Below are 16211 nucleotides of genomic sequence, written 5' to 3' on the forward strand. Positions count from 1 at the left end.
CAAACTTTGGCTTCTGAAAGATTCTTTTAGAAGTTAGATAGTGATTAGAAGGAATAAAGAGATGGATATCAAAGATAAGTTTTTAAATCAGGCAAATGGTTTTGAAATGATTTTTAATGACGTTTTTAGTAGTAAAAATCAGGCGGGGGATGAAGATTCAGAAATTGCGCTTTTATTGTTTAATCAGGCGGACTCGGCTGAGAAGTCAGATGTGACCGCTAATATTGATAACATGGAAAAAGTTTATAATGTCATCCAACTTCAAACGGAGATGATGACAGAGTATATTCGCGCGACGGTAGGTTCAATCATGAGTTGGATAGCGAGTGAGGAGGCAGCGGAAGATGAGATTATTCCGATGTTTATGTTTGTCCATGAGAAGATGATTAAACTTCATGACCAGCTTGATTTTTTCTATTCAAGTTTTGAAGAGGAAGACCTTAAAAAAGGTTTTAGTATTACTAGACGTAGTGTGGCGGCGATGAAATTCACTAAAAATACAGAGAAAGATCAAGTGATTGCTTTTGTTCGTAGTCTGAAATCACGGGTTTTGGGTTATCTGACCACAGTAAATAATATGCATGATTGGTTACACGGTATGCTTGACACACTTGACTCAGAATTGAATAAGAACGGTGAGATTGAATCAGTACATCATCATTAAAAGGTCGCTTTAGCGGTCTTTTTTTAGGTGTGAGGGAGATGATGAGTTTTCTCAGACGAGGAAATATGTTAGAATGGAGCTATTGTTCAAAAATGAGGAAGAAAGCAAATCCTCCTAGCTTTCTTGTGATGAAGGATGGTTTATTTTGGGAAAGGAGCAAGGTACATAAAGCCTTTTTAGCAAGGAAGTAGAACAGTCGGATTTGTAGCATTTTAAAGGAGAAAACATGAAATTTAATGGACGCTTAGGAATTCTTACGGCCATTTTTATTGCAACATTTATGACCTCTGTTGAGGTAACAATTGTGACAACTGCAATGCCAACGATTATTTCAGAATTGCATGGGCTTGAGTTACAGAGTTGGGTGTTTGCGATTTATTTGCTTACGACTGCTATTACGACACCGATTTATGGGAAATTATCCGATACGATTGGGCGTAAAAGAATTTTTATGTTTGGACTCTTTTTCTTTTTAGTTGGTTCAGGGCTTTGTGGATTTGCACCAAATATGCTGACGTTGATTATGTTTCGCGCGGTTCAAGGGATAGGTGCTGGGGCAGTTATGCCATTGACTTTCACGATTATTGCCGACTTATTTACTTTTGAGGAACGGGCAAGTATCATGGCATTGAACAATACAGCTTGGGCGATTTCAGCGCTTGCTGGTCCGCTGCTTGGGGGATGGATTGTTGATACGCTGGGTTGGCACTGGGTCTTCTTTATTAATGTTCCGCTTGGACTGATTACGATTTTACTTGCTGCTTTTGGTTATAAAGATCTGCATGAGAGAAAAGATAAGGTGTTAATGGATTGGATGGGGATTTTATCTCTTTCTGCGCTGTTGATTTCTTTGTTAATGGTTTTTCAAGGTTTAGCTGGGGCAGTCATTAATTGGACTTTTGAAGTTATCTTTGCGGTTATATTTGTGATGGCTTTGGTGATTTTTATTCGAGCAGAGAAGAAAGCAGCGGATCCTATTTTGAATTTTGAAATGTTCAAAACGAGGACTTTTACGATTCAAATTTTGCTTGCAACACTTTTGTCTGGATGTCTGATTGGGTTTAATATTTATTTTCCAATTTGGCTTCAAGCTATTTATCGTGTGCCAGCTTTTGTTGCTGGACTTGCTTTGACACCAAGCTCAGTCCTTTGGATGATTGCTTCATTTTTTGTTGGGTTTTTAATGCGACGATTTATGGTGCGTCCTTTGTTTGCGGTGCTTATTGGTATATTGCTCATCAGTTACGTTCCGCTCGTTTTTGCTAGAGCAAAATTTCCAATGTTTGCTTTCTATGTGATTTCAGGTGTGACTGGTGCAGTGATGGGAATTATTTTGACGGCGACAACTTTGCTTGCTCAAAAACTTGTTCCAAAGGAAATGGTAGGGCAGGCGAGTTCAATGGTTGTCCTTGGCCGAACGCTTGGTCAAGCAATGATGACAGGAATTTTTGGATTGGCATTCTCACTTGGAATTAATATGGGTCTGAAGAAATTTCCAGAAGTGACTTATAAGTTAGTCAACGAGTTTGTCAGTACGACAACTTCAAACGCTGTTCCTGATGGACTGCACGCCTCGCTTGAAAAAATTGTCCTTGGAGCAATTCACCATGTTTTTTGGATTACAATTGTTTTATGTGCACTGAGTTTTGTCATCAATCTTTTTGATAAAAAGGTCGTTAGTAGCGACAAAATATGATAGTTACACTTCAAAAGCTGTAAGGATTTTATACCTTAATTGACCGCACAATCCTTTTACAAGGGATTAGTCATAATGTGGCTCATGCTGATGAATTCATCAGTTCAATGACAAGCTCTCTGTCAGTACTGACAGAGAGTTTTTAGGGTAATAAGCAGGAAAAGTGTAAGATATGGTATAATTTACCTTAGTATTGCAAGTGTTTCATCTCATATTTATTGCTCGGTTATGATTTAGCCAATGGATTGAAAAAGAGAGATGGAGCGACAACTTATTGACAGAAATTAGGATAAATAATGGCAGATTTTATTGCGCAAAATTTGACAAAGTCGGTTGGTGACAAGACGGTTTTTGATAAGATTAATTTTATCATTCATGATCTTGATAGAATTGGACTTTTGGGAATAAATGGAACAGGAAAAACGACACTTCTCAATGTGATTTCAGGGAGTAGCGGATTTGATGGTGATGTATCGCCTTTTGAACATCCACAAAATTATAAGATTACTTATTTGACGCAGGAGCCAGATTTTGACGATGATGCAACGATTTTGGATGCGGTTCTGGATGAGCAATTGCCACAGATGCGCGTGATTAAGGCTTATGAACAGGCTCTGAATGATTTGTCAGTACTGACAGAAAGTCAAGAAGCGCTGTCAAAACTGACAAAAGTTCAAGCAGAGATGGATGCGTTAAATAGTTGGCAGGTTGAAGCTGATGTGAAAATGGTGCTGACAAAACTCAATTTGCCTGAGCCGGCAAGTCGGATTGGGACGCTCTCAGGAGGTCAGAAACGTCGAGTACAGTTGGCACAGGCATTGGTCAATGCGTCTGATTTATTGCTTTTGGATGAGCCGACGAATCATTTAGACGTTGAGACAATTGCTTGGTTGCAAAATTATTTAAAAAATGCGAAGCGTACAGTGCTGTTTGTGACACACGATCGCTATTTTTTGGACAATGTCGCAACTCGCATCTTTGAGCTGGAAAATGGTGGTCTTCGTGAATATCAGGGAAATTATCAAGATTATCTTACCAAAAAAGCAGAAGATGAAGAACGAGAAGCGGCTGCTAGCCATAAGGCAAAGCAACTTTATAAGAGTGAATTGGTATGGATTCGCAAATCACCACAAGCAAGAAGTACAAAACAGCAAGCACGAATTGACCGTTTTGAAGAACTCAAAACGGCTGTAAGTAGCGACAAAACGGATGACGACAGTCTGTCAGTAAATATTGCAAGTACCAGACTTGGAAAAAAAGTGTTGAGCTTTAAGGAGGCGAGCTTTTCTTATCCTAATCGTACCATTTTTGAGCATTTCAATCTGTTAGTGCAACCTCAAGCCCGGATTGGGATTGTGGGGGATAATGGTGTTGGAAAATCAACACTGCTTAATCTGATTGCAGGAGAATTATCATTGACTTCGGGACTTTTAGAAATTGGCGAAACAGTGAAAATTGGTTATTTCAGCCAAGAAATTCGTGGTTTGGATGAAAATAAAAGAATCATCAATTTCCTTGAAGAAGTCGCCTCAGCTGCACATAATACAAGTGGTGAGAATATTTCAATTGTGAATTTGCTTGAACAATTTTTATTTCCACGAAGTAGTCATGGAACATTGATTTCAAAACTTTCAGGTGGTGAGAAAAAACGACTCTATTTGCTCAAAATTTTACTCTTGCAACCAAATGTACTTTTGCTGGACGAACCAACGAATGACCTTGATATTGCAACTTTGACCGTACTTGAAAACTTCTTAGCTCATTTTTCTGGTAGCGTTTTGACCGTCTCACACGACCGCTATTTTCAAGACAAAGTCTCCAATGAATTGTTGGCTTTTGAAAATGGTGAAATCAACCATTATTTTGGTGCTTACAGCGATTATTTAGCTGTAATCTCGCCTAAAGGCTCGAATGTCGATGGAACTAAAGGCGCTAAAGCGCCAAGTTCCAGTCGCAACTCTACTGAAAAAATTGCTGACAGCTCTGTCAAAACTGACAAAAAAACTGTCAGTACTGACAGAAAGCAAAACAGCGAAAAAACAAAGCTAACCTACATGGAAAAGAAAGAGTGGGAAAGCATCGAAGCTGAAATTGAACAGTTGGAAGATCGAATCACAGCCATTGACATAGAAATGAATGAAAATGGCTCTAATACAACGCTTTTACTTGATTTACAAAAAGAACGAGATATAAAGTCGAAGGAGTTAGAAACGAAATACGGTCGCTGGGAATACTTATCGGAAAGGGCAGAATCATGACGACAGCAGAACTTATTGAAAAATTATCCAAACTTCCTCAAGATGCCACAGTCAAAATCATCCAAGAAGATATGAGTGGTGAGCGTTTTTTTGACGTCAATACTGTTGAAAATCTTGCCAGAGTACGCGTGACAACAGCAGGAGTCGAAACAGTCGAAACAGTAATCATTGGGATTTAAACCGATTCCGATGTCAGGAGCATTAAAAATAAAAACACTAATAATTAGTGTTTTTTTCGTAAAAAATTAAATTTCCCTTTAAAGCGTTTCAAAGCAAGATAGCGTTCACGCGCCTTATGCATGGCTTGATAACGCTTAGGGTCTTTCTTATAAAACTGTTGATGATAATCTTCGGCAGGCCAAAAAGTCTTAGCATCTTCAATCGGTACAACGATAGGTTTATCCCAAATTCCAGACTCTGCCAGTAACTGTTTACTTGTTTCTGCAACCTCACGTTGCACCTCATTTTCAACAAAAATCACGGGACGATAATTATCTCCACGATCATAAATCTGCCCTTGTTCATCTGTTGGGTCAATCAACGTCCAATAAAGTTCAACTAATTCTTTATAAGTAATCACTGCATTATCAAATAAAATTTCAACGGCTTCTGTATGCCCAGTATATTTTCCAGAAACTTGGTCATAAGTTGGATCATCCACATGTCCACCTGTGTAGCCACTTGTCACAGATAAAATACCCGAACGTTGTTCAAAAGGTTCAACCATGCACCAAAAACAACCTCCAGCAAAAATTGCACGCTCTGTACTCATATTTGTACCTCCCCCAAAAGAGTTATAAGCTCTATAGGCTCATTATATCACGGAAAAAGTCCACTCGTGCTATAATGAGCTCATGGAAAAAAACGCAGAAAAGCAAGAGTTGCTCAATGAACTTTATAATCTCATCTTAGATAAACATATTCGTGATTGGGAGCGTAAACAACTCATTGATATGAAAAATAATTTAGTAAATCAAGAACGATTTACGGATGAATTATCGCGCTTAGAAATTTCCCTTCGTCCCCTAGCCTTACGGCATAATTTAACTCCAAAGATGACAGATTTCTATGAAAAAATAACAAGCTCCAAACTTTTTGGGCGTGGTGTTGGTGGTATTTTTTAGCGTCCCTGAACAGATAAGATGATAAAAAATTATCCTTTGATGTTTTGTAAGTTTTTATCATGGACTTATCAACCGTGCACACATCTTATCGTCGAATTTGCAACACCAGAAGCTAAAGTATAACCTGATGGCTCAGTTATCAAGCACTAAAGTTAAGATCCTAGGGCAGGAGAAAAGATGAAATGGAACCTGCTCTACTGCTCTATGAGCAGACCACCGCAACTTTGTCGCTATGATGTGCGTTTAGGAGCTAAAGCTCCGAGAGTAACAGACAAAGTGTAAAGAGTCAAATGTCAGTTCTCAGTGTTTCTTAATGGTGTTGCTCACATTTTGTAATTGAGTTCGGTTGTTTTGAACTCAGGAAAATAGATAAAAGTTTCCAATGAGCAAAGCTCATCTCTGCCTTTTCTTAATTTTCATGAGTTTTGGACAAACAGTCTCACATCTTGATACAACTGAGTTCATACGATTAGAAATGAGTGAAAAAAATAAATCTCTCCAAGAAATTTCGTTTCTTTCTGAAATTTTCTATTTTTCATCATTTCTTGGCAATCATGCTCACATCTTGATATAATTAAAGAAGAAAAAGTAGGAAAAGGAAAAATTTATGACGTATGCAGACCAAATCTTCAAACAAAATATCGAAAATATCTTAGAAAACGGCGTTTTTTCAGAAAATGCACGTCCAAAATATAAAGATGGAAAAATTGCTAATAGTAAATATATTACAGGTTCTTTTGTAACTTACGATTTACAAAAAGGACAGTTTCCTATCACTACGCTCCGCCGTATTCCTATAAAAACGGCGATTAAAGAATTGATGTGGATTTACCAAGATCAAACAAGCCGTCTTGATATTCTTGAAGACAAATATGGTGTCAAGTATTGGGGAGAATGGGGGATTGGTGATGGTACGATAGGACAACGCTATGGTGCAACAGTCAAAAAGCATGATATTATCACTAAACTTCTCGCAGGTTTAGAAAAAAATCCTTGGAATCGAAGAAACATCATCAATCTTTGGCAATATGAAGATTTTGAAGAAACAGACGGTTTGCTCCCTTGTGCTTTTCAAACTATGTTTGATGTGCGAAGAGAAGCGGACGGTGAAATTTATCTGGATGCAACCCTCGTACAACGTAGCAACGATATGCTTGTCGCCCACCATATCAATGCGATGCAATATGTCGCTTTGCAGATGATGATTGCCAAGCATTTTTCATGGAAAGTTGGAAAGTTCTTCTATTTTGTCAATAATCTTCATATTTATGATAATCAATTTGAACAAGCGGGAGAACTCCTCAGCCGTACATCATCTGATAAAGAACCTTATCTCGTGTTGAATGTTCCAGACGGAACAAACTTTTTTGATATTAAGCCAGAAGATTTTGAACTACTTAATTATGAGCCTGTTCAACCTCAATTAAAATTTGATTTGGCGATTTGAATCTTCTTTAAAAAATAAAAAAATTACTAGGGATTTGTTTTTAATATCATTTCTTGTAAAGAAATAAAAAGCTGTTGATTAATTAATCAGCAGCTTTTTATTTTACAAATTTAGGTCAGATGTAAATGAATAGAATGAAAATGACAACGTTTACACTGAAAATTATACAAAAATTGTAGGAAAAATCATAAATGAAAACGTATACTTAAAAACAGATATATCAGTTCTATTCAAAGGGGTACCCCTTTCTCTTGTATCTACAAGAGAAATCTAGAAAGACTCATTTCATGAAAACATCACTATTTATTCCCTATCTCTTGCGAGATGGTGCAATTTTACAAAGAAACGTCATTAATCATTTTTGGGGATATACTGCATCGAACAAACGTATTAGCTTAACTTATGAAAATTTCTTTGAAAAAGTTTCAGCAGATAAACATGGTTATTTTATCTTTAAACTTCCTCCGCATGAGGCAAGTTCAAATCTTGATTTTACGATACAGATTGATTGTGAAAAGTGGGTAATTAGAGCTATTTCTTTTGGAGATGTTTTTCTATTAAGTGGTCAGTCAAATATGCAACTTCCGATGGAACGCTTAAAGATGATTTATCCAGATGAAGTTTCTAAAGCGAACAACTCACATATTCATTTTTTTGAAGTACCCGAATCCCCTATTTTTAAAGAAAAAAGGGAAGAACTTGAATCAGGAGTCTGGCATAAAGCTATCGGGGAAGATTTAAAAAGACTATCAGGAATTGCCTATTTCTTTGCTAAGGAAAAATATAAAAAGGACGGGATTCCCATTGGACTAATATTAGCTGCAGTTGGAGGAAGTCCGATTAATAGTTGGATGAGTGAATTAACGCTTAAAACATTAAATTCTCTGCCGATATATTATTCTTCATTAAAAGACGAAACATTTCTCAAATATCGCACCACTCTTGATGAAGGTTATCAAACTGCCTACCAGAAGATGTGCGAGCAAACAGATAAGGGCTTATTAGAAAATTGGAAAGCTGTCACGTTTGATGATAGTGATTGGGAAGAAGCAGAGCTTAATAAACAATGGTTACAAAAATATAGAACGCCAGGTTGTATCTGGTTACGCAAAAAAATCGTGTTACCTAAAGCATTTGTAGGCAAGACTGCTCAACTTTATCTGGGAACAATGAAAGATGCTGATGAAGTTTTTATCAATGGAAAGTTAGTTGGTAATACTGAATATCAGTATCCACCACGGATTTATGAACTGACAGAACTTTCATCAGTACTGACCATTGTTATCCGATTAAAAATTTATCAATCTTTAGGTGGGATAACACTGACAAAAAACCATTGTTTACTGACAGAAACACAGTCATTAGATTTGGATAATTTTGGTCATTGGAAAATCAAGCGTGGAAATCATCTTCCAGAACGTGCCCCACAATATTTTCCTCAATGGGAGACAACAGGTCTTTTCAATGGGATGATTGCTCCGTTAAAGCATACGCGCTTTTCAGCAATTCTTTGGTATCAAGGTGAGAGTGATACGGTTTCAGCTAATAATTATGGTTTAAGATTTTGCAAATTGATACAAGAATGGCGTCAGATTTTCTCAGATTCAGAACTACCTTTTCTCTTTGTTCAACTTCCTAACTATGCTTTGGAACCCGAAAATGATTGGGCAAGATTACGTGAAGAACAAAAGGCAGCTCTAGTATTAGATAAGACGGCTATGGTTGTATCAGTTGGAGATGGGGAGGATGACGACCTTCACCCTCTCAATAAGGAGATAATTGCAAAACATCTTTTTCAATCCTATCAAAAAATAAAAAAATATCCTCAGGGTTATTGCAACGGACCTCTAGCTTCTCAAGCTTATCAGTATAAAGACCAAATCGTAATTGAATTTCAAACTTTCGGTAAGCATCTAAAAATCAATCACCAACTTGAGCTCGAACTTGTAGAAAATGAGAAAGTGTATCAGTTAACAGATATTGAACTAAGTGAGAATGAAGTCAGAATACGTCTTCCGTCAATATTAAAGGTGACTCATACAAGTTTAGTTAGATATAACTGGACTAACCATCCAAAACCATTCATTACAGATGATGCAGGCAATGCAGCTTCACCATTTGAACTAAAAATTAGCTAAAAAATTATTGGAGAATAAACCAAATGAAATTTAACCTCAAACAAAATTGGAAAAAAGTCGCTCTCGGAGGGACAGCATTACTTGCAGTAGCCACACTTGCAGCGTGTGGCAACAGTGCCTCAGCAAGCAAATCAAATGCAAAAGCAAATCTAAGCTTTTGGTGGTGGGGGTCAGCAGACCGTAACACCGCGACTCAAAAACAAATTGATAATTTTCAAAAAAACAATCCTAATATTACTGTAAAAGGTCGTCCAACAGGATTCGGAAATTTAGATCAAGTTTTTGCTACTCAATATGCAGGGGGAACATCAGCTGATGTTTTGACTTTGCTTTACAATTGGGTGCCAATGTACGGTCAAAATGGAGGATTTTATGATTTAAGTAAAATCAAAAGTCTTAATCTAAAAGATAATTATGATGCTAGTTTCTTGAAATTTGGTCAAGTTGATGGTAAACAAGTTGCAGTTCCCTATGGTCAAAATGTAATGGTAATGTGGGTTAACAAAACAGTTTATGAAAAATTTGGTGTAGATGTTTCAAAATTGCATACTTGGCAAGATTATATTGATGCTGCTAAAAAATTCCCTAAAGGTTATTACCCATTATGCTCTCCAACTTGGAATTTTATGCCGACAATCTATCTCCAACAACTTACAGGAAAAACAGAATTTGATGCTAAGGGTAATCTTAATTGGTCAGAAAATGACATTGAACAAGCTGTTTCTTGGTATTACGGCTTGGTAAAAGCTGGAGTAATGGTTCCAGCAGATAACTATATTGCAAATGTTGGTTCAGACCCAGTCAGCTTAGCAAATAATAAAATGGAACTCAATGGTAATTATGCAGGTGGTGTAGGTTGGAATGCAGGGCTACAAGCTGACCATGATGCGCTTGCTGCTAAGGGAGATGATATGGAGATTGTTCCATATCCAGTCATTGATAATGCAAAAGGAGCGAATATCCTCTCTAAACCCTCACTTTTACTTGCAATTAAGAAAGATGAAAAGAATCCAGAGCAAGCTGGAAAATATTTGAATGATTTTCTCAATGGAAAGAAAGCGAATCAAATTTTGGGAACCACTCGTGGCGTTCCTGCATCAAAATCAGCCGTAAAAGCGCTCACGGATAATGGACAATTAACCGGTTTTGCAAAATCCGCATATGAAGCAGGCTTAAATGTTAAGACAATGAATGAAACACCTTTCTATGAAGATGGTACATTGACTCAAATCTGGACTCAACAAGCTCAGGCTGTAGAGTTAGGTAAACAAGATGTAAAAACTGCCGCTAAAAATATTTACACTCAAACAAAAGCTCAAGCAGCTAAATTAGCGGTACAGTACAAACTTACTAAGTAAAAAAGACCAGAGAAAAGTCACTCCTAAGGCTTTTCACTAGGATTTTTAAGCAATCCAATGAGAGTTGGATTGCTCAGTGCTATTAAATCTAGAAAGATTCAATGATACTGAGCAATTCATCACTCTGCTATCATTAAAATTAAAGAAAGGAATTCCATGAAAAATCATAAGATTGGATTACTTTATATTGCACCCTGGATTATCGGATTTTTGGTTTTGACAATTTGGCCAATTATCATGTCTTTCTATTATTCGTTGACAGATTATAATATGATTACTACACCAAGTTTTATCGGTTTAAAAAATTATATGAGTCTTTTTCAATCATCGCTTGTAAATCCGAATAGTTTTACCGTTTCACTGAGAGCTACAATCATCTATGTTATTTTTTCAGTACCTCTGCAGCTAGTTTTTGCGTTATTTGTCGCCTTTGTACTAAATTTTAAAATCAAAGGAATTTCATTTTTCCGTACAGCCTATTACATCCCGTCAATTCTTGGGGGAAATGTCGCGGTTGGAATTCTTTGGCGTTTTATGTTTAATCCAACGGGACTTGTGAATACTTTTCTTGGTACATTCGGTATCCATTCTGTGGACTGGTTATCAACAACGGCAGGTGCAATGTTTAGCATTGTATTATTGAAAGTTTGGCAATTTGGTTCATCTATGCTGATTTTTTTAGCCGCTTTAAAAAATTTACCACCAGATTTATATGAGGTAGCAAGTCTTGAAGGTGCAAGCAAACTTCAACAATTTTTTAAAATTACAATTCCGTTGATTACACCTTCTATTTTCTTCAATTTGGTGATGCAAATCAGTAATGCTTTCCAAGAGTTTAATGGTCCTTATCTGGTAACGCAAGGTGGTCCGCTACAAACTACAAATTTAGCATCACTATTCATTTATCAACAAGCCTTTCAACGATACAATATGGGCTATGCGAGTGCAGCAAGTTGGGTTTTATTTGCGATTATTGTAAGCATTACAATTATTTTGTTTGCTACTCAAAGATTTTGGGTTTACTATTCTGATGGAGGTAATGACTAATGGAAAAAATTACAGGTGGATACCATACAAAAATAAAAACTCGGCAACGTTTGGGTAATATTTCAAGATATGTGATTTTGACTTTCTTTGCTATTATTATGATTTATCCTTTATTATGGCTAATTGGTGCAACTTTCAAGACTAATGCTGAAATTTTTACACAAGTTAGCTTCATTCCAAGAAGGATTGATTTTACTCCTTATATTAAAGGGTGGACATCACCAGGTGCTGGTACCAATACTTTTACGACCTATTATATCAATACATTTTTATATGTTATTCCTAAAGTAGTTTTTACAGCACTTTCAGCAACGATTGTAGGATATGGTTTTGCTCGTTTTGAATTTCCATTTAAGAAAATATTTTTTGCTCTTTTAATGGCAACAATGTTTTTACCAGCAGTTGTAACGCAAATTCCACTCTATCTCTTATTTAAACATGTGGGACTGCTTGACTCTTATGCACCATTAATCATACCAGCGGCTTTAGCGCAGCAGCCTTTCTTTGTATTTTTAATGATTCAATTTATCCGTTCAATCCCTAAGGATTTTGATGAAGCGGCGACAATTGATGGATGTGGTTCATTTGGGATTCTATGGCGAATTTTACTTCCATCTCTCAAACCAGCGATTATGTCTTGTGTAATCTTCCAGTTTGTATGGAGTTTTAGTGATTTCTTGGGACCTTTGATTTATATTACATCTCCTGAGAAATATCCCGTTTCTATTGCGTTACAGTTAAACACAGATACTTCATCAGGAGTTGTACCTTGGAATCAAATTTTTGCAATGTCAGTTATCTCGTTACTTCCTGCAATTATTTTATTCTTTAGTGCACAAAGGTATTTCGTTGAAGGGGTTACTTCTTCAGGAATAAAGGGTTAATTCAAATGAAAAAGAATTTTAATTGGAATTTTGACATCATCACAGATTGGACCGTTCTTGGAGTTAATTGGTTTTATAAATTAATCGTACAAAATTTATATTTTGTTTTATCTAACTTATTATTTATTGCTATGTTATTTGTTTTTCAACTCACTTTGAATAATTTTCCCTTGTTTATCATCCCCATTTTTTTATTTTATGTGAGTTTGGCTACACAGTTTAAGATGATAGAGCAAGGAGGAAAGAAAGAAAACGAAATATCATTTGGACGTTATCGGAAATATTACCACAAAATGATTAAGGATAATTGGAAAATTTTTCTGTTTTATACTTTTCTCACCTCATTTATCATTTTTGAAGTAAAAGTGCTTTGGATGGCACAAAGGGGCTTATTACTCATTCCTTTATTAATCACAGCTAGTTTTCTGGCAAGTGGTATGTTCTTTGTTTTTCTTCTTTCAAGTGATGAGAGAGCAAGTCAGATTTCTATGGGACAAAAATTTTTTTCTATGTTGCTTGTAAGTTATAAGCTGCCACTCGTAACAGTGGTCAATATGATTTGGATTATAATTGTAGTTTTTGCGTTGCAAAGATTTTCGTTAGCTTACCTTTTATTTTTAGGAGGAGCGATTAATTATATGATTTGTCTTAACCTGAAACGACGATTTTCTGTTCGACTTTATTTTGAACAAATAGAAAAATAAGATCGAAGTAAATTTTTTATAAAATGGAAGGTAGGGATTATGGGAGTTGATGAAATGTGGTTAAATTCATCAAAGATAAAAGATACTTTGAAGGACGAAGTATTTTATTGTAACTTTGATGAGGAAGATAGCATTACTTTACGCTTACGTAGTGAGATAGTGAATTGGTTGGGATTAAAATTAACCACAAAACAGGAGCTGGCTACTATTAAGTTAGAGATTGACAATAAGCTTGATAAAAACTTGGAGGCTTATCGGATAAAAGGACAACAAATTCGGGGAACTTCCTCAAAAGGAGTGCTTTATGGATTTTATGCTTATTTGAGAAGAAAATTAATAAAATTACCTTTAGAAGAAACATCTGCACCACAGCAAGCATTGCGTATGATTAATCATTGGGATCAAGTAGATGGTACGATTGAACGAGGTTATGCTGGGGAGTCAATTTTCTTTGGAAGATTTGGAAGTAATGATAATACAGATAAGGGGTCTTTTGAAGTAAAAGATATTGGAACAGATATTTTTCGTAATGACTTTACCCGTTTAGAAATGTATGGTCGCTTTCTTGCTTCTATCGGAATTAATGCTATTTCTTTAAATAATGTTAACGTTAGAGGATTAGGAACGAGTCTGATTGTTTCTCCTTATATTGAAAAGGTAAGTGAGATCGCAAAGATATTTTCCAGTTTTGGAATTAAGACTTTCCTAGCAGTAAACTGGGCTGCACCCAAATTAATCGGCAAATTATCAAGTTCTGACCCTCTAGAGCGTGAAGTTCGTCTTTGGTGGACGAAGGTTATTTCACATATTTATCAAGTGATTCCTGATTTTGGCGGTTTTGTAGTAAAAGCTGACTCTGAAGGTGAGCCTGGTCCTTATCAATATGGTAGAAATCATGCAGAGGGGGCCAATATGTTAGCAGAGGCTTTTCAACCCTATCAAGGATTAGTGATTTGGCGAACTTTTGTTTATAATTCGCAAACTGACTGGAGAAATCGTAAAAGTGATCGTGCAAAAGCTGCCTATGAGAATTTTATGCCACTTGATGGTAAATTTGCAGAGAATGTAATCTTACAGATTAAATTTGGACCCATTGATTTTGGGGTACGTGAACCATTAATGCCTTTGTTTGGTGCGTTGAAAAAGACGAATCAATTAATGGAATTTCAGATTACCGCAGAGTACTTAGGACATCAAATTGATTTAAATTATTCTGTTCCACAGTGGTTATCTATGATTCATTTTAGTAATTATGGACAAGCAAAAGATACTGTAAGAGATAATTCACCTGTTCCGAACAACTCAGGTTTTGTCGCGATTAGTAATGTTGGGATGGATGAAAACTGGTGCGGAAATAAATTGGCTCAAGCTAATTTTTATGGTTTTGGTCGGATGTGCTGGGATAATAATTTAAGTGCAGAGCAAATATTGGATGAGTGGTTAAACTTAACTTTCACAGAAATAAGTGCTATCACACAGAAGAAAATATTCACGATTCTTATCAGCTCAAATCGGACCTATGAACTTTATAATGCTCCTTTATCTGTGGGGAGCATGATGGTACCGCATTATCATTATGGTCCAGCGATTAATGGTTACGAATACGATCGCTGGGGAGCTTATCATTTTGCTGATTGCAATGGTGTGGGTGTTGACCGTACGGTAGCAACTGGAACAGGGTATACTAGTCTTTATGAATCAAGTATAGCTAAAAAGTTCGAGTCTTTAGAGGAGATTGCCGATGAAGATTTACTCTTTTTTCATCACGTAAACTATAGGCATATTTTACATAATGGAAAAACTTTGATTCAAACGATTTATGATCAGCACTTTGAAGGGGTATCATGTGTTAAAAACTATATTGAAGTTTGGCAAAGTATTCGTGGAGAAGTTGATGAAGATACGTATAATAATGTTGCGGAGCGACTTAATTTGCAACTTTATAATGCTCAAAATTGGTGTGACCAAGTGAATACTTATTTTTATCGGATGTCGGACATAAGTGATAATCAAGGAAGACAGATTTATAAGTAAACATATATTTTTTCCGAACGTTCGAAAAAACCGAACAATGAAATAGAAAAGTTCTAATATTATGGGTTAGAACTTTTTTTATTCGTTCCGGTAGTCTAGAATAAGAAGCATAAAGAATTCCGTGGAAGGATGGAGACTTATTTTGGAAAAAGGAACTTTGCTTTATGAGGGTAAGGCTAAGAAACTCTATGTTACTGACGATTCAGAGGTGCTTTGGGTAGAATATTGTGACCAAGCAACCGCATTAAACGGTGCGCGTAAGGAACAAATTGCAGGTAAAGGAGCATTGAATAATCAGATTACTTCTTTGATTTTCGAGCGATTAAATTCCGAAGGTATAACTACTCATTTTATTAAAAAGTTATCTAAAACCGAACAATTAAATGAAAAAGTAGAGATTATTCCATTGGAAGTTGTCTTGAGAAATGTGGTAGCAGGTTCGTTTGCCAAACGTTTTGGACTTTCTGAAGGATTTGTTTTACCTGCCCCAATCGTTGAGTTTTATTACAAAAATGATGATTTAGACGATCCTTTTATCAATGATGAGCACGTGAAATTTCTGAACATTGCGACTGATGACGAAATTGCATTTTTGAAATCTGAAACTCGTAAAATCAACGAAATCCTTAAAAAGATTTGGTTGGAAATTGGTCTGACTTTAGTAGATTTCAAGTTGGAATTTGGTCGTTTGGCCGACGGTACGATTATTCTTGCGGATGAGATTTCTCCTGATACCTCACGGCTTTGGGATGCGGCTGGAAATCATATGGATAAAGATGTTTTCCGTCGGAATATTGGCGATTTGATTGAGGTTTATAGCGAAGTTTTAGCGAAACTACAAGCGACAAAATAAGAGG

The 16211-nt window shown here is 36.2% G+C and carries 14 protein-coding genes; 13 read left to right on the plus strand and 1 reads right to left on the minus strand.

The window, feature by feature from the left end:
- Positions 1-61: 61 nt before the first annotated feature.
- The 4 genes from D7I46_RS02175 (at position 62) to D7I46_RS02190 (ending at position 4797) form a co-directional block, all read left to right on the plus strand.
- Positions 62-664 carry a hypothetical protein gene (locus D7I46_RS02175; RefSeq protein WP_120771386.1) on the plus strand — a complete coding sequence of 201 codons (603 nt, stop codon included), beginning with the start codon at positions 62-64 and terminating at the stop codon, positions 662-664.
- A gap of 226 nt (positions 665-890) precedes the next feature.
- Entirely contained in the window at positions 891-2360 is a 1470-nt protein-coding gene (locus D7I46_RS02180; RefSeq protein ID WP_120771387.1) for a DHA2 family efflux MFS transporter permease subunit, read from the plus strand.
- 296 nt (positions 2361-2656) lie between these two features.
- On the plus strand, positions 2657-4618 hold the full coding sequence (locus D7I46_RS02185) for an ABC-F family ATP-binding cassette domain-containing protein (RefSeq protein ID WP_120771388.1): 1962 nt from the start codon (positions 2657-2659) through the stop codon (positions 4616-4618).
- On the plus strand, positions 4615-4797 hold the full coding sequence (locus D7I46_RS02190; protein WP_120771389.1) for a hypothetical protein: 183 nt from the start codon (positions 4615-4617) through the stop codon (positions 4795-4797). The genes D7I46_RS02185 and D7I46_RS02190 overlap by 4 nt, the downstream gene beginning before the upstream one ends.
- A gap of 44 nt (positions 4798-4841) precedes the next feature.
- Here D7I46_RS02190 and msrA read toward each other — a convergent pair whose 3' ends face one another.
- Positions 4842-5390 (minus strand): peptide-methionine (S)-S-oxide reductase MsrA, encoded by a 549-nt coding sequence (gene msrA, locus D7I46_RS02195; protein ID WP_120771390.1) that lies wholly within the window; start codon positions 5388-5390, stop codon positions 4842-4844.
- Between the two features lie 82 nt (positions 5391-5472).
- Between msrA and D7I46_RS02200 the strand changes: the two genes are divergently transcribed.
- The 9 genes from D7I46_RS02200 (at position 5473) to purC (ending at position 16207) form a co-directional block, all read left to right on the plus strand.
- Positions 5473-5742, plus strand: coding sequence for a bacteriocin immunity family protein (locus D7I46_RS02200; protein ID WP_120771391.1), 270 nt, complete (start codon positions 5473-5475; stop codon positions 5740-5742).
- 607 nt (positions 5743-6349) lie between these two features.
- Positions 6350-7189 carry a thymidylate synthase gene (locus tag D7I46_RS02210; protein ID WP_120771393.1) on the plus strand — a complete coding sequence of 280 codons (840 nt, stop codon included), beginning with the start codon at positions 6350-6352 and terminating at the stop codon, positions 7187-7189.
- A gap of 287 nt (positions 7190-7476) precedes the next feature.
- The gene (locus tag D7I46_RS02215; protein WP_120771394.1) at positions 7477-9327 is read left to right on the plus strand and encodes a sialate O-acetylesterase; all 1851 of its coding nucleotides are present in this window, start codon (positions 7477-7479) and stop codon (positions 9325-9327) included.
- Between the two features lie 23 nt (positions 9328-9350).
- Positions 9351-10685 carry an ABC transporter substrate-binding protein gene (locus tag D7I46_RS02220; RefSeq protein WP_120771395.1) on the plus strand — a complete coding sequence of 445 codons (1335 nt, stop codon included), beginning with the start codon at positions 9351-9353 and terminating at the stop codon, positions 10683-10685.
- Between the two features lie 156 nt (positions 10686-10841).
- Complete coding sequence (locus tag D7I46_RS02225; protein WP_120771396.1) at positions 10842-11732, plus strand: carbohydrate ABC transporter permease; 891 nt, start codon at positions 10842-10844, stop codon at positions 11730-11732.
- Complete coding sequence (locus D7I46_RS02230; protein WP_120771397.1) at positions 11732-12616, plus strand: carbohydrate ABC transporter permease; 885 nt, start codon at positions 11732-11734, stop codon at positions 12614-12616. Before D7I46_RS02225 ends, D7I46_RS02230 begins: the two co-directional genes overlap by 1 nt.
- Before the next feature lie 5 nt (positions 12617-12621).
- Complete coding sequence (locus D7I46_RS02235; protein WP_120771398.1) at positions 12622-13320, plus strand: hypothetical protein; 699 nt, start codon at positions 12622-12624, stop codon at positions 13318-13320.
- Positions 13321-13359: 39 nt separating this feature from the next.
- The gene (locus D7I46_RS02240; protein ID WP_120771399.1) at positions 13360-15354 is read left to right on the plus strand and encodes an alpha-glucuronidase; all 1995 of its coding nucleotides are present in this window, start codon (positions 13360-13362) and stop codon (positions 15352-15354) included.
- Positions 15355-15496: 142 nt separating this feature from the next.
- On the plus strand, positions 15497-16207 hold the full coding sequence (gene purC / locus D7I46_RS02245; RefSeq protein WP_120771400.1) for a phosphoribosylaminoimidazolesuccinocarboxamide synthase: 711 nt from the start codon (positions 15497-15499) through the stop codon (positions 16205-16207).
- The last annotated feature ends 4 nt before the right edge of the window (positions 16208-16211 follow it).

Origin of the sequence: Lactococcus allomyrinae, from assembly GCF_003627095.1 — a bacterium.
In the GTDB taxonomy this organism is placed as follows: Bacteria; Bacillota; Bacilli; order Lactobacillales; family Streptococcaceae; genus Lactococcus; species Lactococcus allomyrinae.

Coding starts and splice junctions, on each gene's coding strand:
- D7I46_RS02180 (WP_120771387.1), top strand. CDS start 891: ATGAAATTTAATGGACGCTTAGGAATTCTTACGGCCATTTTTATTGCA.
- D7I46_RS02225 (WP_120771396.1), top strand. CDS start 10,842: ATGAAAAATCATAAGATTGGATTACTTTATATTGCACCCTGGATTATC.
- D7I46_RS02190 (WP_120771389.1), top strand. CDS start 4,615: ATGACGACAGCAGAACTTATTGAAAAATTATCCAAACTTCCTCAAGAT.
- D7I46_RS02210 (WP_120771393.1), top strand. CDS start 6,350: ATGACGTATGCAGACCAAATCTTCAAACAAAATATCGAAAATATCTTA.
- D7I46_RS02230 (WP_120771397.1), top strand. CDS start 11,732: ATGGAAAAAATTACAGGTGGATACCATACAAAAATAAAAACTCGGCAA.
- D7I46_RS02175 (WP_120771386.1), top strand. CDS start 62: ATGGATATCAAAGATAAGTTTTTAAATCAGGCAAATGGTTTTGAAATG.
- D7I46_RS02220 (WP_120771395.1), top strand. CDS start 9,351: ATGAAATTTAACCTCAAACAAAATTGGAAAAAAGTCGCTCTCGGAGGG.
- D7I46_RS02215 (WP_120771394.1), top strand. CDS start 7,477: ATGAAAACATCACTATTTATTCCCTATCTCTTGCGAGATGGTGCAATT.
- D7I46_RS02200 (WP_120771391.1), top strand. CDS start 5,473: ATGGAAAAAAACGCAGAAAAGCAAGAGTTGCTCAATGAACTTTATAAT.
- D7I46_RS02235 (WP_120771398.1), top strand. CDS start 12,622: ATGAAAAAGAATTTTAATTGGAATTTTGACATCATCACAGATTGGACC.
- D7I46_RS02185 (WP_120771388.1), top strand. CDS start 2,657: ATGGCAGATTTTATTGCGCAAAATTTGACAAAGTCGGTTGGTGACAAG.
- D7I46_RS02240 (WP_120771399.1), top strand. CDS start 13,360: ATGGGAGTTGATGAAATGTGGTTAAATTCATCAAAGATAAAAGATACT.
- msrA (WP_120771390.1), bottom strand. CDS start 5,390: ATGAGTACAGAGCGTGCAATTTTTGCTGGAGGTTGTTTTTGGTGCATG.